This is a genomic window from Clostridia bacterium, assembly GCA_017410375.1.
In the GTDB taxonomy this organism is placed as follows: domain Bacteria; phylum Bacillota; class Clostridia; order RGIG6154; family RGIG6154; genus RGIG6154.
Genome location: JAFQQW010000061.1, coordinates 1 through 25395 on the forward strand (window position 1 = coordinate 1; position 25395 = coordinate 25395).

At 46.3% G+C, this 25395-nt stretch carries 11 protein-coding genes and 1 riboswitch; of the genes, 1 reads left to right on the plus strand and 10 read right to left on the minus strand.

What is annotated here, in order from left to right:
* Window positions 1-183 precede the first annotated feature (183 nt).
* Window positions 184-1128 (minus strand): hypothetical protein, encoded by a 945-nt coding sequence (locus IJE10_10075; GenBank protein MBQ2968450.1) that lies wholly within the window; start codon window positions 1126-1128, stop codon window positions 184-186.
* A 243-nt stretch (window positions 1129-1371) separates the two neighbouring features.
* Window positions 1372-6516 carry a hypothetical protein gene (locus IJE10_10080; protein ID MBQ2968451.1) on the minus strand — a complete coding sequence of 1715 codons (5145 nt, stop codon included), beginning with the start codon at window positions 6514-6516 and terminating at the stop codon, window positions 1372-1374.
* Between the two features lie 183 nt (window positions 6517-6699).
* Here IJE10_10080 and IJE10_10085 point away from each other — a divergent pair, with 183 nt between their 5' ends.
* Entirely contained in the window at window positions 6700-7515 is an 816-nt protein-coding gene (locus IJE10_10085; GenBank protein ID MBQ2968452.1) for an AraC family transcriptional regulator, read from the plus strand.
* A 37-nt stretch (window positions 7516-7552) separates the two neighbouring features.
* Here IJE10_10085 and IJE10_10090 read toward each other — a convergent pair whose 3' ends face one another.
* The 8 genes from IJE10_10090 to IJE10_10125 all read right to left on the minus strand — a co-directional run bounded on the left by IJE10_10090 (window position 7553) and on the right by IJE10_10125 (window position 25346).
* Window positions 7553-12940 (minus strand): hypothetical protein, encoded by a 5388-nt coding sequence (locus IJE10_10090; GenBank protein MBQ2968453.1) that lies wholly within the window; start codon window positions 12938-12940, stop codon window positions 7553-7555.
* Between the two features lie 201 nt (window positions 12941-13141).
* Entirely contained in the window at window positions 13142-19090 is a 5949-nt protein-coding gene (locus tag IJE10_10095) for a hypothetical protein (GenBank protein ID MBQ2968454.1), read from the minus strand.
* A gap of 268 nt (window positions 19091-19358) precedes the next feature.
* Window positions 19359-20771: a sodium:alanine symporter family protein gene (locus IJE10_10100; GenBank protein MBQ2968455.1), complete on the minus strand. Its 1413-nt coding sequence runs from the start codon at window positions 20769-20771 to the stop codon at window positions 19359-19361.
* Between the two features lie 85 nt (window positions 20772-20856).
* A riboswitch (glycine riboswitch) is annotated at window positions 20857-20953 on the minus strand.
* 131 nt (window positions 20954-21084) lie between these two features.
* Window positions 21085-21699, minus strand: a complete 615-nt coding sequence (locus IJE10_10105) for a hypothetical protein (GenBank protein ID MBQ2968456.1) — start codon at window positions 21697-21699, stop codon at window positions 21085-21087.
* A 19-nt stretch (window positions 21700-21718) separates the two neighbouring features.
* Entirely contained in the window at window positions 21719-22312 is a 594-nt protein-coding gene (locus IJE10_10110; GenBank protein ID MBQ2968457.1) for a hypothetical protein, read from the minus strand.
* A gap of 114 nt (window positions 22313-22426) precedes the next feature.
* Complete coding sequence (locus IJE10_10115; protein ID MBQ2968458.1) at window positions 22427-23155, minus strand: hypothetical protein; 729 nt, start codon at window positions 23153-23155, stop codon at window positions 22427-22429.
* Window positions 23156-23226: 71 nt separating this feature from the next.
* A complete protein-coding gene (gene asnB, locus IJE10_10120; protein ID MBQ2968459.1) occupies window positions 23227-25065 on the minus strand; it encodes an asparagine synthase (glutamine-hydrolyzing) in 1839 nt (612 codons plus the stop codon).
* Window positions 25066-25118: 53 nt separating this feature from the next.
* Window positions 25119-25346, minus strand: a complete 228-nt coding sequence (locus IJE10_10125) for a hypothetical protein (GenBank protein MBQ2968460.1) — start codon at window positions 25344-25346, stop codon at window positions 25119-25121.
* Window positions 25347-25395: the final 49 nt, after the last annotated feature.

Below are 25395 nucleotides of genomic sequence, written 5' to 3' on the forward strand. Positions count from 1 at the left end.
AGGGGATGTAAAAAAAGTCCGGATCGCAAAAACGCGAGTATAAAGGCAAACAAAGTTTGTACAAACTTACAAGAACGACACCAAATGAAGAAAACACGCAAAGTTTTGCGTGTTTTCTTTTGATAAATGCGTTTTTGCTATCCCCCAAAAAGGAGCTGTAATAAATTTACAGCTCCCTTGTTTTTATTCTGCTTCGTAGGGTTTGGTGGTATCAATGTAAATGGAGCCTGTTGCTTCATCCCAGAGAACCGCAAAGTCAAACACCTCACCTAAATCTCTGAGCATAAAATAGTTGTTGTCCCCGATGGTGTAAGCGGTAAAGCCGATGGGCAATCCGTCTTTATACATGCGCGATGCGGTTGCCTGCGCGGTTTTAACCTTCATTTCTCCCATACTAAGCTCCCCGCCTACCGCTGTGTAAGGGGTAAGGCTCAGCAACTCGATTGCCTGTTTTTCTTCGTCCCATACCACATTATACTGCTTTTCAGTTCTGGAAATAGCCATCGCCACATCCCGAAGCTTAAAGTAATTGTTGTCTGCGATATTATACGCTTCAAATGCCGTTTCCACACCGTTTACATAAACCTTTGACGCGGTGGGCTGTGCATCACCGATAACGTTTAAGTATGCCGCACCAACCCCCTCGTAAACCGCCGGGAACAATGCTCCGATTTCATAGATGCCCGGTTTTGTGATGGTAATTGTTCCGCCTTTTACAAAGCCGGAAACATCATGAACCTCCGGATTATACGGAACAATCGTTTGGGTTGCCTGCTGTGTCTGTTCGTCATAGCTGTATTCATAAATGTTGCCGACAGGCTCTACAGACATACTGCTGTAATAAAGCTCTCCATCCACCGGAATCAGCTGTCTTGCCGGGAAAAAGCAAATATCGTCAATCACATTTGTAACGGTTACCGGTGCCTGGCAAAGATAAGACTCGCGCACACCCATCCCCGTATCTACACCGAAAACGGTATCCCAGCCAAGAACATTGGTCACCTCTAAAACCGGCTCAGTCAGATTTCCGTACAAAACCTTTGTTTCTGCCGCCATAACCGCCGATGCATTTGCAAAAAGCAACACCAGAACGGTTAAACAAACAATCATTCTCTTGTAATTTTTCATGCTAAACACTCCTTTTTGTCATTATGGCGATATTATATCAAATATACCGTTTTTTGTCAATCACGTCAAAAGCTGCGTTTCTTGTTCGGATTCCCATTTGTAATCCACCTTTCTCGCTTGCTTTCTCCTTTTTGCGAAACAAGCCACGGTTGTTTCGCAGATATCGGCTTCGCCGTTTATGATTACGTCGATGAATTCAAATTTGAAAGCACCGCCTATCGGCGGTGCTTTCGAATTAAAGCTTTATTTTGCAGGATACAACGTCAGATTTTCCCAGGTGTATTTCTTTTCGCCCTCTGATGTGGAATTGTATTGTGTAGCGCTCTGGTTACCCGAAACCACCAGCACGCAGGTTGTACCGCGGTCTTCGTAATCTTCAACCGTGCCTTCAAAATCCAGAGTACTCTGGTCTGCTTTGTGACGGATGATACCTTTAATTACAAGACCCGTTACATTTTCTGCATTGGGTTCAAAGGGAAGTCCTTCTTTGGCAATTACAAAACGGAATTTACCGTTGTTCTGCCCCTGTGTATTAAGCTTGAGCAATACGGGGTCAAACCGCAACTCACTTACCTTCTTTTCTGCCGCTTCAATTTCGCCGCTGCTGCTATAGGGATGAATTGCCATGTTTTCCCAGCTGTGTGCCACATCCCCCTCGGAAGTACTGCTGTATGAGCCTACATCTATATTGCCCTTTACCACCAGTACGCAGGTTGTACCGCGGTCTTCAAAGCCTGTGATATAGCCTTTGAACGCTTTCTTGCCCTCACTGCGGGTAATCAGGTCTGCTGTAATCAGCAAGCCCCTCACATTCTCCGCTGTGGGTGCAAACGGAATGGAATCCTTTGCAACAACAAAGCGGAACTGGTTGCTGCCCGCGCCTTGGGTATTGAGCTTAATGAAGGTGGGTTCAAACTGAAGTGCCATTGCCTCTGCACTCACGTCTGCCGCTGTGCCTGTATCCGATACAGCAGGCGCTTCATATTTGATGCCCTTCTGATCCGAAACTTTCTTAGTCATCAGTACGCCTTCGCCCGAATCCTCGGTAGAGCCGTCTGTCTTCTGAACCTTCAGTTTATAATTGAATTCTGCGTTCACATCATCCACACGAACGATAAACTCGTAAGGATATACGTTGTCAGTTAATGTCTTTTCCTTGCCGTTTACGGTATAGGTTAAGGTTGCACTCTTTGCCTGAGACGGCTTGTAGGTGGTGTAAACATACGCAAAGTAGTTGTCGCCCGACATCTGGAGGGTATAACCCTTACCGGTCTTGTGGTTGGAAATGGTACCGCCGATTTCGGTCTTTTCAGCCGGGTCATAAGCAATAGATGCAAATGCCGGAGCTTTAACGGATGCAATGTTTAATTTAACCGCCTGCAGAGATTTGGCAGGGATAGTCAAAGTGAATTTACCGTCTTTAACATCAACTGTACCGATTTTACCGGTCTTGTCATAAAGGGTTGCAGTGCCGGTATAATTCTTGTCTGCACCGAATTTTTCGCCTAAAGTGATGGTTGTGGTGGTTGCCACTTCGTCCTCGTTCATGAACGCAATACCTGCCACACCGTCTTTTCTTGCCGCCATCCAGTCAACCTGAATGGAATCGGGATGTACGGTATCCTCAGCCAGCCATGCCCACATGTTATCCTCATCATAGAACTTACCTGCTTCATGACCGTACTGGTTGGAGTTAAAGTATGCATAACCCTGCTGACGGAGTGACGGGAACGAAATGTTTCTGCCCGACCATGCAAAGGTCTGGTTAATCAGGAAATCTTCCAGCATTGCCAGGAAAGGCGGAATATGATGCCAGTAGATACCTGTGTAATCAGGACCGTCTACGGGATAATTGCTTTCCTGCTGATAGGTAATAAATGCATTTCTGTAGTAACCGTCATAGCTTCTGTATCTGCCGATGATGGCATTTCTTGCAGCGGTTGCTAAGAATTCGTTGCCTGTGTATGCAGAAAGACGCATAAAGTCGCCCACAAAGGACTGCATAACAATGTTCGAGCTTGCGCCAAAGGTGGATGCCTGCTCAACGCCTAAGCCTACACGGGAAGGAATCCAGCCTTCAACCTCACGGGTTCTTTCGGTGATAATTTCGTTGTTGTGGTCAATATCGGTTAAGGTTTCACGACCGATACGCATCTGCTTAGGACCTGCCCACCACATGGATGCAGAAGTCTCAGAACCGTAGTGGAAACGCTTTTTCATTTCAGGCAAATCGTTTGCCATAACGGGTGCAGTTTTCTTTTCACCGTCCACGCCGGGCACCCAAAGACCGGTCGCCATCCATTCTGCCACGTATTCTGCGGCATCTAAGTATTTCTGATCCTTGGTTACTTCATAAATATCCATCAGGGATGCCAGGTTCGGATAGTAGGAAATGTAGATAAAGCTGGTCCAGCCGGGGAGTGTATTGCTTTCCGCATAAACGGTTTTTTCTAAGTATGCATCCGCCCCTGCGATTGCTTTATCCAAGTATGTTTTATCGCCTGTATACTTGTACATAGAAAGGTCATTCACGAATGGTGCAATAGAGCCGTAGGAGTTGGTTACCGCTTTCTGACCTTTTTCCAATGCATAATCATGTAAGAAAGGCAACGTACCGCGGGTCATGTCATACATACCGCCGATTACGTTTGCGTTAAAGCCGGAAACCGGCTCGCCAATGGGGTCGGGCGTGGTCTTGCCGCCGCCTTCTGTCCAGTAGGATGCACCGCCCGAAACACCGATACGGTTAAAGTGAATATAACCGCGGGTCAGCGCGTTTGCCAGGGTCGGGATTGCTCTCTTTTCAAGCATTGCATCGTCTTCGCTTAAAAGATAATCCTGCATAGCAATCATGGAGTTTGCAACAGAGGTTACATTCATACCTTCCATGTTGTAATGCGCCATATCTTCACTGTCCCAGCCACCGTATTTGTCATCTAACATCAGGTTTCGGGTGTTGAAGATGGTATCGTTTAAAGAATTTACATAATTTTTTCTGTAGTCGTTTACATCAAAGAGGTTTGTTACGGTATTGTGGTAGTTATCCGACCAGCTTGCCACGTCGGATACGATACGCACCTGCATATTAAAGGGCGTACCTGCCGTCATTTTAGACTGCTCTGTACCCATGACCGGTGCAAAAGCAGTACCGCGGTACATACCGTCCGCGCTGTGCATGGAAATACCTAAAACGCAGTTGTCTTTGTATACCCAGCGCTGGGGAATCCAGCTCGGTTCAAATACAACACCCTTGGTAACAGGAAGTGCATTGTACTTGTTGTTTGCATATAAGGTATAGGTACCCATGGGAGTAAACAGATACTGTTCGTTAAAGAGTTCGGGAGCTTCAGGCACACGCTTAAACTGAATTCTAAAGGGTGCCAAAGCATATTCAAACTCGTCTCTGATGAATTCGCCGCCTTCCCATGCCGCAACGGTGTAATAGCCGTCGGTAGCCGGGGTAAAGTCAATAGATACCAGCGGATAGGTTTCTTCATCCAAAGACCAGGTTGCTGTAAGCGTACCTGCCTCATTGGCAGAGGTCAAAACAATCTTATCCCCCTCAACCGTGTAATCAGTAGGTACAAAGTAGTAGGGTATACCCGCTTTATACGGGTCAGAGGTCAGACCACCGAAGGTTCTACCCTCATATTGGTAGCTCATCTTCATGCCGTATTTGTCCTGAGATACGCTGTAGCTTGCTTCGTCAGCGCGAATGGCAACATAACCTAAATCCTCAGCACGCGCCTTGGTCTGAACCCAGGCACCGTCATGCTTGGTATAGATTTCATTCTGTACCACCTGCCCCTTTGAGGTCTGTACCTTGGAAAATACAACCTTTGTGCTGTCATTTTCAATGGTGGTGCTGTCCGTAACCATTCCTTGTTCCTTTGCATAAGCCGGGAAGGAACGGTTAACCTGCGGTGTATTATTATAAGGAAGCACCAACTGAGAAACGGTATCATAGCTTTCAGCAGGTACATAGTTTAAATCCTTAGAGAGCAATACCGCGTCAAAACGGGCATAGAAGCCGGAGGTGTCATGCACATAAAGGGTGTTTTCTCCGGCAGGCAGTTCAACCGTACCGCCTGTTGCCCAGGCATAGCCTGTACCGCCGTGGGTACCGTATTTGTGTTCCATCATGGGCTGGTCGTTAAATGCAAGCTGGAAGAAACGGTCACCCTGCTGATTGGTTGCATAGTCCTTAGAACGCGCCCATACTCTGTATGTACCGCCCTGATTCAACTGGAAAACAGCCACTGCCGGCTTGTTGTTTGTGGTATCCGCATCTTCTAATTTTGCTGCCTGCTTTTCGGGCACCGCACCGCGCATTGCCTGTTCTTTAAACGCGCCTTCTGCCGCACCCTCTAAAATCCAGGCACCTACATCATTATAGGATTCCTGACCAAACAATACCATTTCGTCCGGAATTGCCGCTAAAATGGTTACGGTCTGTGTGGGATCATCCCATTTAACCTGTGCACCCAGTGCTTCGGATACGAAACGGAGCGGAACTAATGTTCTGCTGTCCTTTAATACGGCAGGCTGATCCAAATCCAAACCAACGCCTGCCACCGTTACACGGGTAGAGCCAATGGGCAGACGGATTTCCTTACCGTTTCTTTTGCCGATGGCAACCTGATTTTCATCATCCCAGGAAACAGTACAGCCCAGGGCTTCAAAAATCGCACGGAAGGGCACCATGGTTCTGTCATTCATCAAAACGGGGTCAACATCAAAGGTCATCCAGTTGCCGTTTAAGCGAACCGCAATTTCGGAAGCAGGTCTGCCGGTTACATCGCTCGCGGAGTAGCTTAAATCGCCAACCTTGTACTGATGCTCTTTAATAAGCTTTTCAACCGCATCCTTGTCGGATGAGGGGTTAAACTCCAGATCATCGGTGATAACAATCGCCGCACATCTGGAATAATTTCCTTTCATGTCAGCCACTTCAAAGGTGTATTCACCGCCAAAGGTGCCGATTGTATCTGAGCTTTGCCAGAAATACCCCTGCTTGCCGTGGTTACCGGTGTTGCACTTGAAAATATCGCCCAGGCGCACTTCAAAATAACGTGTGCCCGGATTTGACATATAATCCTTGGCATAGGTGTAAATTTTATAGTTGCCGTCTTTGGGCAGGCAAATCTGAATGGTTGCCGGGTCGTTCGGCTCACCCTTACCGGATTTACCACCCATTAAAATTCTGTGATTGGTTTCCTCATCTGCCTGGGGAATCCACGAACCGGATGCAGTAAATCCGTCAGGTCCCAGAACGATGTAGGTTTTGTCTGCTTTAAGCGTGATTTCGCTTCCGGAAGCGGATGCAAAAACAGGCATCATGCCCACAAGCATAACCAATGTGAGCAATAAAGCAATTGTCTTTTTCATACTGATTCCTCCTTTTTTCTTTTATTATATCAAGAATTCTGCTTTATTTACATAGATTTTTGTTGGTTTTCCGGTCAGAATCAAAACCCTGAAAAAATACGTTTTTTAGTTGACAAACCGATTTTAATCATGTTATAATAAATCTAAACTTAGCATTTTGTTGGTTTAAAAAGGAGGAATGGTATGCAGAATTTAGGTTATGTGCAGGACGAGGCGCGATTGCAGTTCCGCCCGCTGTATTACGGACATGAAAACTGTATGCCCGGTCACTCCTACGGTCCGGATATGCGTGCTAACTATTTAATCCATTATGTGGTATCGGGGTGTGGTGTATTTCAGACCGGGGGCAAAGAATACAACGTCAATCCCGGCGAGCTGTTTGTGATTGCCCCGGGCGAAGAAAGCTACTACCGTGCAGACGATAAAAATCCCTGGACCTATATCTGGATTGGCTTTGCCTCCAGCGAGGTGTTGCATTTAGACGATGTGATTCCCTGCCCCGGTGCAAGCGAAATTTTCAATGGTATTCAGCGGTGCGAGCGTTTTAAAAACGGCAGAACCGCATATTTAAAAGCAAGGCTCTGGGATTTGTTCGTCATTCTGATTGACAGCGAAAACTACACCACCAAATATATAGACGAAGCCTTAAAAATCATTCATTCCAGCTACATGCGCGAACTTACGGTAAACGAAATTGCCCAAGAGCTGAATTTAAACCGCACCTATTTTTCGGTGCTTTTCAAAGAAAAAGTAGGCGTAACACCAAAGGAATATTTAACCAACTACCGCATGGACACCGCAGCTTCCCTTTTGAAAATGCACCACAAATCGGTTTCCACCGTGGCACGGTCTGTGGGCTACCCCGACCTTTTCACCTTTTCCAGAATGTTCAAAAAGCGGTTTGGCGTATCCCCCACCAAATACCTGCAATCCCTGCAGGGCAGAAAACGGGATTTTGAAGAAATCCACTTGAACGGAATCTATTTAAAAGAAGAGTAAAAAAGAAACATCGCGTACGCGATGTTTCTTTTTTTTGTTATTTTTCAACAGGACCTAAAATCATGTCCGACCACTCATAAGTGCCCTGTCCTCTGTTGTCACTGCCGTATTTTGCGGAAGTAACCTTTGCGGTTGGCTCTGTAATGAGTACCATGGTTTCGCCTCTGTCCTCATAGCCGATAACCACCGTCTTAAAGTCAATGGTCTCGTTTTCTCTGGTGGTCAGAACACCGCTTAAAGTAAGTCCGACCACATTCTTTTCATCGGGTGTAAAGGAAAGACCTGCTTTATTCAGTACAAAACGAAGCTTGCCTGTGGAATCACAGCCCTGTGCCTTGTAGGTAAGGGTTGTCGGCTCAAATTTTAATTTCTTCGCCTCAGCGGTTGCCTGAACCTCCGTCTTTGTTTCTTCCTTGGGTGCTTGCGTAATCGGGTCTTTAATTCCCTTCTTTGCAGAAAGTGCCGCAGTCATGAGTGTGCCGCCGCCAAGCTCGGTTACCTTGCCGTTTAAATCGGTTTCACTTAAGGTGTAAACAAATTCCGCATTCGGGTCATCCACTTTTACAATAAATTCAAAGGGATATACCGTTGCCGTTTCGGTTTTGGTTTCGCCGTTTACCGTGTATGTCAGGGTTGCACTCTGAATCTTCCTCTGATTGGTTGTGGTGTACACATACGCATAGTAAAAATCAGGTGACATCTGCAAGGTGTAGCCCTTACCGTTCTTGTGTTCGGTTACAGTTGCACCGAGGGTAGACTTTGTTACATCAAAATTTACCGATGCAAAGGAAGGAGCCTTCACTTCCGGAATGTTCAGTTTAACTGCTCTGAAGCCCTTTGCAGGAACGGTTAACGTAAACTTGCCGTTTGCCACTTCCACTGTACCAATCTTGCCGTTTTCATCATACAAAACAGCCGTTCCGCTGTAATTTGCACCGCCCGGCACTTTAGCGCCTAAAGATATAGTCGTTGTGGTATCCACATGGTCCTCGTTCATAAATGCCACACCCATCACACCGTCTTTTCTTGCCGCCATCCAGTTAATCTGAATGGAATCGGGCAGAACGGTATCTTCTGCAAGCCAGGGCCACATACCTTCTTCTTCATAGAACTTACCGGGTGCATGCCCGTACTGGTTGGAGTTAAAGTATGCATACCCGTTCTGACGAAGAGACGGGAAATGAATGTTTTGGTTAGAATCTGCAAAGGTCTGATTAATGATGAAATCTTCCAGCATTGCCAAATAGGGCGGAATGTGATGCCAGTACAGATTGGTATAGTCAGGTCCTTCCTTGGGGTAATCCACTTCCTGCTGATAAGTGGTATACGCCGCTCTGTAATAGCCGTCATAATCGCTGAATCTGCCGATAATTGCATTTTTTGCCATGGTGGCATAATAATCGTTGCCGGTGTAAGCCGCAAGCTTCATGTAGTCACCTACAAACGACTGCATGATGATGTTCAAGCCATTTTTAAAGGTAGAAGCCTGCTCAATACCAAGTCCTGTACGGGAAGCCAGCCAGCCCTCTTCCAAACGGGTTCTGTCTGTGATATTCTTTAAGGACTCGGGGTTTTCTGCCAAGTTTTCTTCACGGCCTGCGCGAAGCTGTTTATCGCCTGCCCACCAGTAGGTTCTGCCGGCTTCATCCCTTGCAATCCACACTCTCTTTTGCATTTCTTCCCAGTCGTTTACCATGACAATCTTGTCTGTCTTTCTGGTTCCGTCCACACCGGGCACCCAGAACGCAGTAGACATCCATTTTGCGGTTTCTTCTGCGGCATCCAAGTATTTTTTATCCCCGGTTACTTCATAAATATCCATCAGCGAACCAAGATTCGGATAGTATGAAATCCAAATAAAGGATTCCCATGCAGGCATAGTGGTATTTTCATTGTAAACCATGTCTTCCACATACTTGTCGGCAGTTGCCACAGCCTTTTGCAGGTATGTCTTGTCGCCGGTGTATTTATACATGTTCAAATCGTTTACAAAGGGTGCTACCGCTCCATAGGAATTGGTAACCGCCTGCTGACCCTTTACCAGCGCATGCTGATGTAAAAACGGCACCATACCGCGGGTCATTTCATACATACCGCCCCAAACGTTTGCGTTAAAGCCGGTAATGGGACCGCTCATCGCTGTCGGATCATCAACCTTTTGGAAATAGTCGGTATCGGTTGTACCTACACGGTTAAAGAACAAACCGCCACGGGTTAAAGCGTTAACCATAGTCGGAATTGCACGACGCGTAAGCATATCCTCATCTTCGCTCAAAAGATAATCCTGCATATACTGCATGGTGTTTGCATTGGAGGTTATGTTACCCGACTCCATGTTATAGTGGTTCTTGTCATAAACATCCCAACCTCCGTATTTGTCATCCAAAGCGGTTTCACGGGTATTGAAAATGGTCTGATTCAACGAAACCACATGATTTTTTCTGTAGTCGGTTACGTCAAACAGATTGGTTACAATATTTTCGTAGTTAGTAAACCAGTCTGCCACGGTCGAAATCATACGAACCTGCATATTATAGGTCTGTCCTGCAGTCATTTTGGATTCCGCAGAACCCAGAACAGGTGCAAATACCGCCCCCTGGTGCAAACCGTTCATATCGTTCATGGTAATGCCGAACAGGTTGTTGTCCGCATATACCCATCTTACCGGAATCCAGCTTGGCTCTACCGCCACACCCTTGGTTACGGGGAGTGTGCTGTATTCGTTGTTTGCATATAAAGTATGTGTACCCATGGGGGTAAAGAGATACGATTCTGTGAATAACTGTGCCTCATCGTTTACTCTCTTATAGGCTACACGGAAAGGCGCCAGTGCATATTCAAAACGCTCAAACTCAAAGCCCTTACCTTCGTTTACACCGATGGTGTAGTAGCCGTCCTTGGCAAAGGTAGTGTCTATAGATACCAAAGGCGCTTTGTTGTCATCTAACGACCACTTCGCGGTCATACTACCCACATCATTTGATGCGTGCAGAGTAACCACATTCCCTTCTACGGTATAATCGGTGGGCACAAACCATGTGCCTACACCTGCTTTATAGGGATTAATGGTCGCACCGCCAAAGGTTTCTCCCTCGTATGAAAAGGTGGTATACATGCTGAGCATTTCTCTGTCTTCGGTATATCTTGCTTCATCGGCACGCATAACAATGTATCCTAACTTCTCGTCTCTGCCGGTGGTTTTTACCCATGCACCGTTGGATTTAGAGTAAATTTCACGCTGAACAACCTGCCCCTTGGAAGTAGGCACCTTATAGAACACAACCTTGGTGTGTTCGTTTTCAATGGAATGGGATTCTGTGGGTGCAGCCTGTTCAAGGGCATAATTCGGGAAGTTAAACTTCACGTTAGCCGCCGCATTTATAGGTGTTGTAAGAGTTAGAAGGTTTGCATACACTTCATCCGGCTTGTATTCGGGGTCTTTTGTCAAAAGCACACCGTCAAAACGGGCATAGAAGCCGGAGGTGTCATACATTTTCAGCTGATGCTTACCTGCCGAAAGGTCTACCGCGCCCAAAAGCTCCCATCTGTAGCCCTGTGCACCGTGGTCACCCATACGGTTTTCCAGCATGGGCATATCATCAAAGCCGACATTCATGAAACGGCTGCCCTGGGCATTGGTTGCAAAATCTTTTGCGTGACCCCATACATAATAGGTGCCACCCTTAACCGAAAAGTTTGCAATGGCAGGTCTTGTGTTGGAAGGATCTGCGTCCTCCGGCTTTGCATTGGGTTTAGCGGGAATCATACCGCGCAACGCGCTGTCGTTAAACGCATCTGAAGATGCAGGCTCTCTTGTCCAGGTACCCACATCTACAAAGGACTGCATGTTGAAAAAGACCGTTTCCTCCGGAATGATTGCCAAAATCACAACCGTCTGGGTTGCATCTATCCATTTTACCTGCGCACCTAACGCTTCCGAAACAAAGCGCAAAGGTACTAGGGTTCTGCCATCTTTTAATACAGCCGGCTGGTCAAGCACTTTCGCTCTGTTCCCGACCAGTGCATTGGACATACCGATGGGCAATTCGATGCGCACACCATTCCGCTCACCGATGGCGGTCTGATTCTCGTCATCCCAGGATACGGTGCAACCGAGCGCTTCAAAAATCGCACGGAAAGGCACCATGGTTCTGTCATTCATCAAAACGGGGTCTACATCAAACTGCATCCATTCGCCATTTAAATTTACTGCAATTTCAGAAGCCGGTCTGCCCGGAAGGCTTGTTTCATCGTAGGAATAGTCACCCTGCTTATACAAATCCAGTGCCAAAGACAAGATTTCAGCCTTCGTGCTTTCAGGATTAAATTCCAAGTCATCGGTAATGACAATCATCGCAACACGCGCGCTGTTACCGCTGGAGTCTTTGATTTCCAGGCTGGTTTCACCGCCGAAATAAGAAAATTCAGGAGAAGCCTGCCAGTTAAAGCCTTCTTCACCGTGATTACCCAGGCGCTGTACTACAGAATCGCCGATAACCACCTCAAAATGTCTGGTGCCGGGTGCGTTGTTTGCAAAATCCTTTGCAATGGCATAAACCTTATAGATTCCGTTGTCCGGCAAAACGATATTGGTCTTGGGGCTACGGGTTGCAGGCTTTGCCGCCGCACCGCCGGTCATATAGGTAATGGAGCTTTCTTTATCCTTTTCAATATGCCAATCGCCTAAGTCTTCAAAGGAAGAATTGTTAAAAATCAGATAATTCTTGCCTTCCTTTAAAGCTTTTGAGGGTTCAACCGGACCCTCCGGCTCAACAGGCGCAGGTGTTATCTCCGTTGCAGGCGCATCCTCCTTGTCTTCGGGTGCACCGCCGGTGGATTCACCAATAATAACCGCATCCTTTGAAGGAAGGGTTCCTTGCACATACGCAGACTCCGCAAGCGCCTTTACCGATGCATCATCCGCGCCCGGCTTAAAGCTTAAGTCGTCGGTGATCACAATCATCGCACAACGGGGATAGTTACCGACTACATCTTTAAAAGAAAAGACCGCTTTACCTGCCTGAACCTTAAGCTCGCCCGAGGACTGCCATGCAAAGCCCATCTGCCCATGGTCACCGGTGCGATAGGACACATCGCCCAGATACACATCATAATAACGGGTGCCCGGGGCTGTGGTGTGGTCTTTGGACAGCGCATAAATTTTGTATGTACCGTCTTTGGGCAAATTGATTTCAATAGACGGATTCTGCTTTACCGCCTTACCATCCTTACCGCCCAAAAGATACTCATACGCGGCACTACTATCTGTAGTAACAGTCCACGCACCGAGATTTTCAAAGGTACGGGGTGTCAGCACGATGTAGGTTTTTCCGCTCTTTAAAGGCGCATCTGCCGCCATTACCCCAAAGGGCATAAGTGCCAAAACCATACAAAGTGCCAACAAAAATGCTGTAACTTTTTTCATATTTTTTCTCCTTTTCTTTTTTTAATCGGTTTAAGCCAACCTTACTCTATTTTTAGTATATCATAATTTAAAATTCTGTCAAATGCAAAAAATTGCTCTCTTGTTGTTTAAAATTATCTTTTTGTTGCCTAAAATGCTATTTTTCATTAAAAAAGTTGCACTAAAAAAAGAAGTGTCGTACTCGACACTTCTTTTGTTTTTTTATTCTACGGGACTTAATACTACATCCGACCAGCTGTATCTGCCGGAAGAAGTCGCACCGTAATTTTGTGCATGTATTGCCTCGGTGGGCGCAACAACCAAAATAATCTGTGTGCTGTTGCGATCCTCAAATCCCAATATTCTGGACTTGAATTTTTCTTGTTTGCCGTTTGCTGTAATGTTGATTACACCGCTGATGGTAAGACCTACCACATTGTCCGCGTTTGCTTCAAAGGGCATGCCCTCCTTTTCGATTACAAAGCGAAGCTCGCCCGTTTTACTGCTCCCCTGAGATTTGCAGGTAACAGGAGTCGGGTCAAATTTCAAAGCCTTTGCCGCTGCAGTCGGTTTCACCTCAGGCACAGGTACCTCTTTTTCAATCTCAACCACAACCGGTTCTTTAATACCTTTCTTTGCAGAAAGGGCTGCGGTCATGAGTGTACCGCCACCCAATTCAGTTACCTTGCCCTCTAAGTCTGTTTCACTTATTGTGTAGGTAAACTCTGCATCAGGGTCATCCACTTTTACAATAAATTCAAAGGGATATACAGTTGCCGTTTCGGTTTTGGTTTCGCCGTTTACCGTGTATGTCAGGGTCGCACTCTGAATCTTTCTCTGATTGGTTGTGGTGTACACATACGCATAGTAGAATTCCGGCGACAGCTGTAAGGTATAGCCTTTACCGTTGGTATGCTCGGATACGGTTGCACCAAGTGTTGCGGAGGTCGCACTGTAATCCATGGATGCAAAGGCAGGTGCTTTCACTTCCGGAATGTTCAGTTTAACTGCTCTGAAGCCCTTTGCAGGAACGGTTAACGTAAACTTACCGTTTGCCACTTCCACTGTACCAATTTTGCCGTTTTCATCATACAAAACAGCCGTTCCGCTGTAATTTGCACCGCCCGGCACTTTAGCGCCTAAAGATACGGTTGTGGTGGTATCCACATGGTCCTCGTTCATGAATGCCACGCCCATCACACCATCTTTTCTTGCCGCCATCCAGTTAATCTGAATGGAATCGGGCAAAACAGTATCCTCTGCCAGCCAGGGCCACATACCTTCTTCTTCATAGAACTTACCGGGTGCATGCCCGTACTGGTTGGAGTTAAAGTATGCATACCCGTTCTGACGAAGAGACGGGAAATGAATGTTTTGGTTGGAGCTTGCAAAGGTCTGGTTAATTAAGAAGTCCTCCAGCATCGCCAAAAACGGCGGAATGTGATGCCAGTAAATACCTGTGTAATCGGGTCCTTCAACAGGATAGTTGATTTCCTGCTGATAGGTGGTGTAGCAGGTTCTGTAATAACCGTCATAGTTGCTGAATCTGCCGATAATGGTGTTCTTTGCAAGGGTTGCATAATAATCGTTGCCGGTGTATGCCGAAAGCTTCAGAAAATCCCCTGCAAACGACTGCATGATGATGTTCAAGCCGTTTTTAAAAGTAGAAGCCTGCTCAATGCCAAGGCCTGTACGGGAAGCCAGCCAGCCCTCTTCCAAACGGGTTCTGTCTGTAATATTCTTTAAGGATTCGGGATTTTCAGCAAGGTTTTCCTCACGACCGATACGCATTTGCTTGTCGCCTGCCCACCAATAGGTTCTGGTGGTTTCCTGTTTTGCTATCCAGTTGTCCTTCTTCATGGTTTCCCAATCGTTGACCATGATGATTTTATCGGTCTTTCTGGTACCGTCCACACCCGGTACCCAGAATGCAGTAGACATCCATTGTGCGGTTTTCTCTGCCGCATCTAAGTATTTCTTGTCACCGGTAATTTCATAAATATCCATCAGCGAACCTAAGTTCGGATAGTACGAAACCCAGATAAAGGTTGTCCATACCGGCATTTCCGCATTTTCTGCGTACACAGATTCTTCTAAATATTTGTCTGCCCCCGCAATTGCCTTATCCAAGTATTGCTTGTCGCCTGAATATTTGTACATATACAAATCATTCACAAAAGGTGCAATGGAGCTGGATGCGGAATTGGTTACCGCCTGCTGCCCCTTAAGCAATGTCTGCTGGTGCAAAAACGGCATCATACCACGGGACATTTCATACATACCGCCCCACACGTTGGCATTAAAGTTTGCAATGGGACTGCCTATCGCAGAGGGATTGCTTACCTTCTCAAAGCCGTCCTCATCGGATGTACCCACACGGTTAAAGTGGAAGCTTCCGCGGGTCAGCGCATTTGCAACAGAGGGAATGGTACGTTTTTCAAGCATCTCCATATCCTCGGTCAGGAGGTAATCCTGCAGAGCCTGCATACCGTTTGCGTTAGAAGTACGGTTGCCGTTTTCCATGTTATAGTATGCCTTATCATACACATCCCAACCGCTGTATTTGTCATCCAATGCGGTTTTACGGGTGTTGAAAATTGCCTGGTTTAAAGAAACCACATAATTCTTTCGGTAGTCGGTTACGTCAAACAGATTGGTTACGGTATCTTCGTAGTTTGCAAACCAGTCTGCCACGGTAGAAATCATACGAACCTGAACATTATAGTTCTGTCCTGCAGTCATTTTGGATTCTGCAGAGCCCAGTACAGGTGCAAACAAGGCTGCCTGATGCATATTGCTTGCATCATTCATGGTAATACCGAACAGATTGTTGTTTTCATATACCCATCTTACCGGAATCCAGCTTGGCTCTGCCACAACACCCTTAGTTACAGGAAGTGCCGCGTATTCGTTGTTGGCATAAAGGGTGTGGGCACCCATAGGTGTAAAGAGATAAGATTCGGTATAAAGCTGTGGTTTTTCACTTACACGTTTATATGCCACACGGAACGGTGCCAGCGCATGCTCAAATCCTTCATACAAAAAGCCCTTACCCTCATGCACACCAACGGTATAATAACCATCCTGCGCAAAGGATACATCTACCGAAACCAAAGGTGCAGTATTGTCATCCAATGACCAGGTTGCGGTAAGTGTACCGTATTCATTGGACGCACAGGAAAGAATTACCTTGTTCCCGTCTACCGTGTAATCGGTCGGCACAAACCATTTTCCGACACCTGCCACATACGGATTTGTGGTGCTGCCTTCAATGGTTTCACCACCATAAGTAAATGTAGTCTGCATATTCAGCAGGTCACGCACTTCGGCATAAGAAGCCTTGTCTGCCCGCACCACATAGTAGCCTAAATCCTCATTTCTGCCGGTGGTTTTTACCCAAGACCCGTTTGATTTGGAATAAATTTCTCTTTGTACCACCTGTCCGTTGGAGGTGGGTACTTTATAAAATACGACTTTCGTCTTGTCGTTTTCAATGGAATAAGATTCGGTCGGCACACCCTGCTCATTTGCATAGCCCGGGAAGGGGAATTTAATATCTGCCGCACCCGAAACAGGTACAACATCCTGTACAATAAGTTCATAGGATTCGGCAGGAACATACTCAGAATCGGTGGTTAAAAGAATACCGTCAAAACGCGCATAGTAGCCGGAGGTATCATATACCTTAAGCTTGTGTCTGCCACGGGTTAAATCCACCGTACCCAAAAGCTCCCACACATAGCCCTGCTTGCCATGGTCACCCATACGGTTTTCCATCATGGGCATATCGTCAAAGCCGACATTCATAAAGCGAGAGCCCTGTGCATTGGTCGAAAAGTCTTTTGCGTGTCCCCATACATAATAGGTACCGCCGTTCACATCAATGTTTGCAATCGCAGGTCTTGTATTTGAAGGATCTGCATCCTCGGGCGTTGATTGTGTGCCCGCAGGTTTTGTACCCTTCATCGCCTGATCATTAAACGCATCGGTAGACTTGATTTCTCTGACCCATGTCCCCATGTCCACAAAGGATTCAAAGGTCAAAAATACTTTTTCGGTAGGTACGGATGCAGAAATCGCAACGGTCTGGGTATCCTCAAACCATTCCACCTGTGCACCTAAAGATTCGGATACAAAGCGGAGCGGAACCAAAGTTCTGCCATCCTTTAATACGGCAGGCTGATCCAAAACCTTTGCCACGTTGTTTACAGAAACATTCAAAGAACCGATAGGCAAAACAATTTTCTGCCCGTTTCGCATACCGATGGCGGTCTGATTCACATCATCCCAGGAAACGGTACATCCCAGCGCTTCAAAAATCGCACGGAAAGGTACCATGGTTCTGTCGTTCATCAAAATGGGGTCTACATCAAACTGCATCCATTCGCCGTTTAAACGAACCGCAATTTCGGATGCGGGTCTGCCGGTCACATCCCCTTTGGTATAGGTATAATCCCCTGCCTTATACAGCTTTTCTTTCAAAGCAGTCATCTGTCTGTCATTGCATTTGGGATCAAAATCCAAATCGTCTGTAATGACCAGCATTGCCACACGCGGTTGATTCCCGCTGGTGTCTTTTAACGTAAGCGCCATTTCACCGCCAAAAACGGTAAAGGCTTCGCTTTTTTGCCATTCAAAGCCGTTTTTACCGTGATTACCAAGTCTTTCGGAAACAATTCCGTCCCCCAGCACCGCTTCAAAATGACGGCTCCCCGCCTTATTGCGTGCATAATCCTTGGTATAGGCATAGAATTTATAGGTTGCATCCTTAGGCAACACAATTTGAATAGCAGGATTGTTCTGTGCAGGATTTTCGTTCGCACCGCCAACCAGATAGGTCACGCCATCTGCCGTCTCAATCTTCCAGTCGCCCAAATCCTTAAAGGAAGTGGTGTCAAAAACCATATAAGTTTTATCTGCCTTCAGTGCATAGGGCGCAACGTTCTTGTCGCGTACCGCACCGGGCAATTCGCCTGTGGAAACGCCTGTAACGGTTGCATCCTTTACGTCTGCGGCAGAAGCCTTTACATTTGCCTTTTCGGCAATGGCAGCCACACTTTCATTGTCAGCGCCGGGATTAAACGAAAGATTATCCGTAATTACAATCGCTGCACAACGGGAATAGTTGCCCGATACATCCATAACCGACAAAGTGGTTTTGCCGGCGGTAACCTCTATTGGCTCGGAAGACTGCCAGCTAAAGCCCTTCTGACCGTGATTGCCTGTACGATAAGCGAATTCGCCCAAAACAATATCATAATAACGGGAGCCTGCCCCCTCGTTGGAATCCTTGCTTAATGCATAGATTTTATAAGTGCCATCTTCAGGCAGAATCACCTCAACAGAAGGATTCTTTTCTGCAGTAACGCCCGCTTTACCGCCAATCAGATAGGAATAGGACTGCTCGTCCGTCTTATCCTTTGTAAGCGACCAGTCTTTTAAATCCTTAAATGCGTGGGGCATCACCACCACATAATTCTTGCCGTCACCAAAATCAGCTTTGCCAACCGCAGAACCGCTTGCAGACGGTTTTGCAGGCTCTGTCGGAGCAATGACTTCGCCCTCTGCATTCGCCTCGCCCTGAATGGTTGCTTTCTTTGTGGTCTGGATTTCGTCCGGCTTGTACTTAATTTTGCTCAAAGCCGCTACAGCTTCGTTATCCGAACCGGGTGCAAATGTCAGATCGTCTGTGATAACAATTGCTGCACAACGGGAATAGTTACCCGAAACATCGGTAAGCGTCAGAGTCGTTTTGCCTGCAGTTGCCTGCAATTCTCCCGAAGATTGCCAGCAAAAGCCGTTCTGACCGTGGTTACCGGTACGATAAGTCACATCCCCTAAAACCACATCAAAATAGCGGGTACCGGGGGCAGAAGTACTGTCCTTGCCCAATACATAAATTTTATAAGTACCATCCTTCGGGATTTCCACATCCACCGACGGATTTTCGGTAACAGGCGTACCTTTTTTACCGCCCAGCATATACCCGAAGGATTGTGCCTGGTCCTTGTCGCTGGTGTGTGACCAACCTGCTTTGTCGCTGAAAACCGCAGGTGTAATTACAATGTAGGTCTTGCCGTCCTTGATGGGTGCATCTGCCGCAAAAGCCGTAAAAGGCACCAAAGACAGTACCATACAAAGCACCAACAGCAATGCTGTCATCTTTTTCATACTTCTCTCTCCTTTTTTCTTCTTAATCAAAAGTGACTTTTATCACTCTATTCTTTCTTTAAGTGTACCATAATTTCAATCATCACGCAACAATGAAAGTTGACCGATTCATGTTTAAAGTTGACATTTGCACAAAAAGCATTCCCTGCTGAGGGTCGCTGTCATGCTGAATACATGTGAAGCATCTCCTGCACAGAACGCACAAAAAACGGAGCGGAATTCTCTAAGAATTCCGCTCCGTTACTTACTTTTAATATGATTAAAACGCTTATTTCTGCAACTTATTGGACTTGGAGGTCTTCACAACAATGCCCGCAAGTGCCACAAGGGCAATAACGTTAGGCAAAACCATCAACTGGTTAAACATATCCATCAAAGCCCAAACCAGATCATTTTTCATAACAGTACCTAAGAAGATACACAAAACGCTGATTACAGAGTACACAATAACTGCCTTTTTGCCGAACAGATACTGTGCATTCACTTTACCAAAGAGATTCCAGCTGAGGATGGTAGAAAACGCAAAGAAGAACAGACAAACCGCTACAAAAATTGCACCGATTTTTGCACCAAGATTCCCTGCGAATACAACCTGGAATGCATTTTGTACCATATTGGTATTTGCAAGACCGCCTTCTACGGCTACCTTTGCACCGTCAGCAGTAGACAGCACACCGTTGCCTGCATAAAGGGTGGTGATAACAATCAACGCAGTCATGGTAAGTACCACAAAAGTATCAATAAACAAGCCTGTCATCGCTACAACACCCTGATCGTGGGGCTTTTCAACCTTTGCCAAAGCGTGCGCATGCGGTGTAGAACCCATACCGGCTTCGTTGGAGAACAAGCCTCTCTTTGCACCCTGGCTGATTGCAGCTTTGAGTGCCGCACCAAACGCACCGCCAATGATTGCCTGGGGCTGGAACGCATATTTGAAAATCATACCAACTGCTTCGGGCAGATACTGGATTCTTGCAATCACAATCGCCAGACCGCCAAGCAAGTAAATAACCGCCATAATCGGTACCATTTTTTCGGTAACGGAAGCCAATCTGCTTACACCACCGATAAAAATAAATGCCGAGATACCTGCAACAACCAGACCCACTACAAAGCTCGGAATTGCCGGTGCTGCGGTTGCCACAGAGCCTGCAATAGAATTAGACTGTACCATTACACCGATAAAGCCCAGTGCAATGATGGTTGCAATCGCAAAGAAAACAGACAAAAACTTACCAAAGCCGTTCGGGAACGCCTTTTTCATGTAGTAAACAGGACCGCCCTGAATGTTGCCGTCTGCATCCACTTCACGGGTTTCCTGTGCCAAAACAGCTTCGGCATAGATGGTTGCCATGCCCAAAAATGCAATAATCCACATCCAGAAAATCGCGCCGGGACCACCTGCTAAAATTGCACCGCAGGCACCTACGATGTTACCGGTACCAACCTGTGCCGCAATTGCAGTAGCTAAAGCCTGGAACGAGCTTAAACCGCCCTCCTGCTTACCGCCTCTTAATGTAAATTTACCAAATACCTTCTTAAAGCCTTCACCAAAGCAACGCACCTGTACAAAGCGGGTTTTAATGGTAAAGAACAAGCCGACACCAACCAACAGCACAATCAGAATATAGTCTGAAAGATAGGTGTTGACGGTGTTTACAATTTCCAATAATTTGTCCATTGTTTTTCCTCCTTAAAAAATAAAAAAGTTACTGAAACAGAATCAGCAACTCCGGAAAACACACAAAGACCGCCAAAAAAAGTCTTGTGCTACCTCTATCCTTTTGCCTGAGAGATTCGGATTTTAAAAATCCTTGCACCTTCGGCACTCAAGTAAGCTTGAGATTCTCCAGAGTTCCCTCCGCAGACGGTCCTTATCGTTCCGAAAGCATCAACGGGGATATTCAATTTCGAATATTACTATACCACACTTTTCTACAAAATGCAACCTTTTTTTAAAAAAAAGAAGCGTGTAGTTTCCTACACGCAAAAGTTTAATTAAAAATAACACCAAGAGCACTGATATCCGACTCTGCACAAACCTTCCAGGCGGTTAACCCGTCCTGCTCCTTTTCTTCGGTTAAAAGAAGGGTCACATAAACAGTTTCTCTGGGTGCGGAAAGAATCACCTCTGTATTGATTTCCGCTTCCTCAGGTGTTTTCCAGCCATTTGACGCAATGATATCCATAAAAGTCTGCAATTTGGGTGCCGACACCTCACAGCGCACCACACATTGCCCGTCCGAAAACCGCACATTCTCCTTATCCGCCACTACGTTTTTACCGTTTTGCATACAAACCCTGAGAATTTCTTCGTATAAAGCTAAGCTTTCATCGGTTACACCCCAGTCCGGGCTATTGATACCGGGCATTCTGGTTTCCAACTCCGTTTCCGCCATGGCACATGCCTCGTCCCATCTTAACTCTGTCAGATTATTCAGAAATTCAATCGCAGCACCTGCCGCATCTTTTCCTTTTTGCTTCTGCTCTTCAAGCTTTGCCTTTTGCAGATTGGCTTCTCTTTTTTCCTGTTCTCCGTTTCCCATATCACAGGCAGTAAACGATACCAACAACAACCCTGCAAGGAAAAGCAACCCTATTCTTTTCATTTTCCTTTTCTCCTTTTTATCAGTATACCTCCAGAATCTTGTCTTCCATGTCGGAAATCAGCCACTTGCCGTCTATATTCTCCAGGCTGAATTTCACATTCACGGAATTGGCTGACACCGTTTCCAGTTCCTTTTCCAGTAATTCATAGCTTTTCAAGACAACAGCCCCCTGACTTTCGCTGCCGTATGCCAGAAGAATTTCTTCACTGGTTAAGATTTTATCCCAGCAGTCTGTCGGGTCCTTTACCGAAAAGACAACGGTTACGGTCGCTTTCTTTCCGTCTGTCTCTGTGTCCATAACCTTATAGCTTACAAGCTGTTTATTTACCTCAATGATTTTTTCCGTAATGGCTGTTGCTTCCTTTTGGTCAATGCCCACCTGCTCGTATTCTGCAATCATATTCGCACGGTTAAAGTCAAGCTCCGGATTCAGTAACTCCGTCTGCCCGTCTTTTAAGCATTTTTTCGCCGCATCCGCATCTAAGCTTGCCAACGCATCCGAAAAAGCCACAACCGTATCCCTTGCACCGTCTGCATTCTTCGAACCGCCGCATGCCACAAACGAGAGCATTAAAACAAATGTAAGAAGCAGAAACAGTATTTTCTTATGCATACCAAAGACACCTCTCAATCTTTAAATAGTATACCGCATTTTCAGACAAATGTCAATTCGAAACAGAAAAAACGCTTTCCTTTTTTCAAAGGAAAGCGTTTTTGAAAATACAAATTAAAATGCAGACACACCGTTTAATGTATCGAGCACAGATCCGGAAAAACCGCCATCTTCGCTGATTTTCCATTCACCGTCTTTCAAAACAAGCGGCATTTCATATTCCTCGACAGAAACATCGGCATTTTCCAACGCATCCAGCATAGCCTCTTCCATAACAGGGAGAACCAAGTCAAAAATTGCGCTCATCAGTTCTTCTTCGGAAGACTCCTCTGTAATGGTTCCGTCTTCAAGTAACCCCATAAGTTTTTCTTCCATGGCAGGATCCGCCAGCATAGCATCAAAATCAATGTTCTCTAAAGCGGTCGTATCTTTAATGCTCAAAGCAATTTTTGCAACTGCAGTATCGCCATCTTCTTCAACACTCTTGACTTCATAGGAAATAGCTGCCGCTACAATCTTTTTAATCAGAGCTTCAAACTCGCCTGTCGAAGCACCAAAATCCTCGCCCATGCCTTCCATAATAACCTTCAGGTCAGCCTGCTTCAGCTCTTCGGGCAGTTCACCATCCACATATTTGCTCATTTCAGCACTATCCAGGCTCACAACCGCCTGCATAAAGCCCTCTACGGCATCTGCCACAGGTGCCGCCGTTTCAGACTTTGCTTCATTTGGTGCTTCTGTAACACCGCCTGCCGGTGCTTCCTCTTCACCGCAAGCTGCAAAGGACAACGCCATTGCCAGAGCCAGCATCATGCAAAGTAAGATTTTCATTGTGTTTTTCATTTCTCTTCACCTTTTTTCTTAAATATTTGCGTTTATCCGCATCTCCATTATATGCCTCATTTTCCTTTTTGTCAAGCCGAAAGAATTCTCACATTGTACTTTTCAAGCCAGTAATTCACCTGAAGCAGGTACGCAATTCTTTGCGGTCCCGCCATCAGCTGACCGAACCAGGGCTTGCCGTAATCATAATTGTCCTCGGTCAGCTTGTTTGCATATTCCAAATCAATCAAATCGCGAATCGGTGCATTTCTGTCCTGCAGAACCGCCTTTAATTCCTGCTTTACCAGTTTTTCAAAATCGGGGTTGTGGGTTTTAGGGTACGGACTTTTTTTACGGCACCGCACCGACTCGGGCAGAATGCCTTTTGCCGCTTCTCTTAAAATGTGCTTTCGTTCTCCATCCTTTGCCTTCATATCCCACGGAATATTCCACACATACTGAATCAGCCGATGGTCGCAAAACGGCACCCGGACCTCCAGACCGCTTGCCATGCTCATTCTGTCCTTCCGGTTCAGCAGGGTTGCCATAAACCAGTATAAATTTAAAAACCCCACCTCCCGACGACGCGTATCCAACGGATTCCGATAGGTAAATTCGGGCATTTCGGATAAAAAGCTTTCGTATTTTTCCTGCACATATTCCAAAAGTCCGATTTTTCCCCGAAGTGCAGGTGCCAAAACGGCTTCTCTGCCCGCTACATCGGGACACCAGGGAAAGGTTCCGCAATTTAACATTTCCTCCTTGAAAAACCACGGATACCCACCAAAAATTTCATCCGCACACTCGCCCGAAAGAGCAACGGTGTGTCTTTGCCGCACCTGCCTCAAAAAGCCCAAAAGCGAAGAATCCACATCCGCCATGCCCGGCAAATCCTTGTACTCCACCGCTTTATACAGATTTTCCACCAGCTGTACAGAGTTCTGATACAACACCTTATGGTCGGTCTTAAAAGTTTCTGCCATAATATTGATATATGCCCCGTCTGCATCGGGCTGAAATTCGGAGGGCTTAAAATAGCGGTCATTTCCCTCGTAATCAAAAGAATAGGTACAAAGAGGGGCTTGCTGATTTTTCGCCACAATGGCGGTAATCAGACTGGAATCCAAGCCTCCCGACAAAAAGGTGCAAAGGGGTACATCCGACACCGTCTGCCGACGCACCGCATCACAAAGCAGATACCGCACCGTGTCCACCGTTTCCTCATAGCTGTCGGTGTGCAGAGCAGAATGCAGGCGGTAATACGGCGTTAAACAAAGCGCTTCCTCTGTCAGATATCCTGAATAGCCGGGCTTTACCTCGTGGATATTTTTAAACACACCGACCCCGGGTGATACCGCAGGACCGATACCGAAAATTTCGCAAAGCCCCTCCCGGTCAAGCTCTGCCGGCACGCCAAAGGCAAAAAGGGCTTTTATTTCAGAGCCAAACACAAAAAAACCGTCCTTCATGGTATAGAAAAGAGGCTTTACTCCAAATCGATCCCTACACAAAAACAGCTTTCTTTCCGATTCATCCCAAATGGCAAACGCATAAATGCCATTTAACAGATGCACAAAGCCCGGTCCGAAATACATGTATGCCAGAAGCAACACCTCGGTATCCGACTCGGTAGAAAGCGACGCCCCCTCCCGTATCAGCTCGCGACGGATTTCCTTGGTGTTGTAAAGCTCACCGTTATAAACCACTGTATATGTCTTTCCGTTTCTGGTTCGGGTCATGGGCTGATTTCCGCCTTCTAAATCAATCACCGCCAGCCGTGCATGGGCAAGCACCGCGTTATTGTACGCAACAACCCCTTCCGCATCGGGTCCCCGATGGGAAAGGGTGTGTGCCATTTTTTCGCCAAGTGCTTTGTATTCGGGCTGATTGAGTGGAATGCTTTGGTGTACAAAGCCTGCAATTCCGCACATATTCACATCATCCTTTCTCCTATTATTTTATGGAGAAAAACGGATTTTGTGACTCAGCCGGCTTGTTTTAGCTGGTCTGTCGGAACAAGGTGAAGTCTGCGCTGTCTTCCGCGCTTGGGTGCGGTACACTTTGCAAAGAATGTACCCAAAACCGCAACACCTGCGCCCAGCAGAATCTGCCGTACCATTTCCCAGTAGGTAATACTTTCTGCATCCGCGGCATCCACCGCCCCTAAAATCAGAACAATCCCTAAAAAAGCAATGCATTTAAATAATTTCATATACAACACTTCCTTTCTTGTTTTCAGTATAACAAAAAGGTTGTCCCAT

Excerpts from the sequence above, each read along its gene's own strand:
- IJE10_10075 (MBQ2968450.1), bottom strand. The coding sequence starts at position 1,128 with ATGAAAAATTACAAGAGAATGATTGTTTGTTTAACCGTTCTGGTGTTG.
- IJE10_10080 (MBQ2968451.1), bottom strand. The coding sequence starts at position 6,516 with ATGAAAAAGACAATTGCTTTATTGCTCACATTGGTTATGCTTGTGGGC.
- IJE10_10085 (MBQ2968452.1), top strand. The coding sequence starts at position 6,700 with ATGCAGAATTTAGGTTATGTGCAGGACGAGGCGCGATTGCAGTTCCGC.
- IJE10_10090 (MBQ2968453.1), bottom strand. The coding sequence starts at position 12,940 with ATGAAAAAAGTTACAGCATTTTTGTTGGCACTTTGTATGGTTTTGGCA.
- IJE10_10095 (MBQ2968454.1), bottom strand. The coding sequence starts at position 19,090 with ATGAAAAAGATGACAGCATTGCTGTTGGTGCTTTGTATGGTACTGTCT.
- IJE10_10100 (MBQ2968455.1), bottom strand. The coding sequence starts at position 20,771 with ATGGACAAATTATTGGAAATTGTAAACACCGTCAACACCTATCTTTCA.
- IJE10_10105 (MBQ2968456.1), bottom strand. The coding sequence starts at position 21,699 with ATGAAAAGAATAGGGTTGCTTTTCCTTGCAGGGTTGTTGTTGGTATCG.
- IJE10_10110 (MBQ2968457.1), bottom strand. The coding sequence starts at position 22,312 with ATGCATAAGAAAATACTGTTTCTGCTTCTTACATTTGTTTTAATGCTC.
- IJE10_10115 (MBQ2968458.1), bottom strand. The coding sequence starts at position 23,155 with ATGAAAAACACAATGAAAATCTTACTTTGCATGATGCTGGCTCTGGCA.
- asnB (MBQ2968459.1), bottom strand. The coding sequence starts at position 25,065 with ATGTGCGGAATTGCAGGCTTTGTACACCAAAGCATTCCACTCAATCAG.
- IJE10_10125 (MBQ2968460.1), bottom strand. The coding sequence starts at position 25,346 with ATGAAATTATTTAAATGCATTGCTTTTTTAGGGATTGTTCTGATTTTA.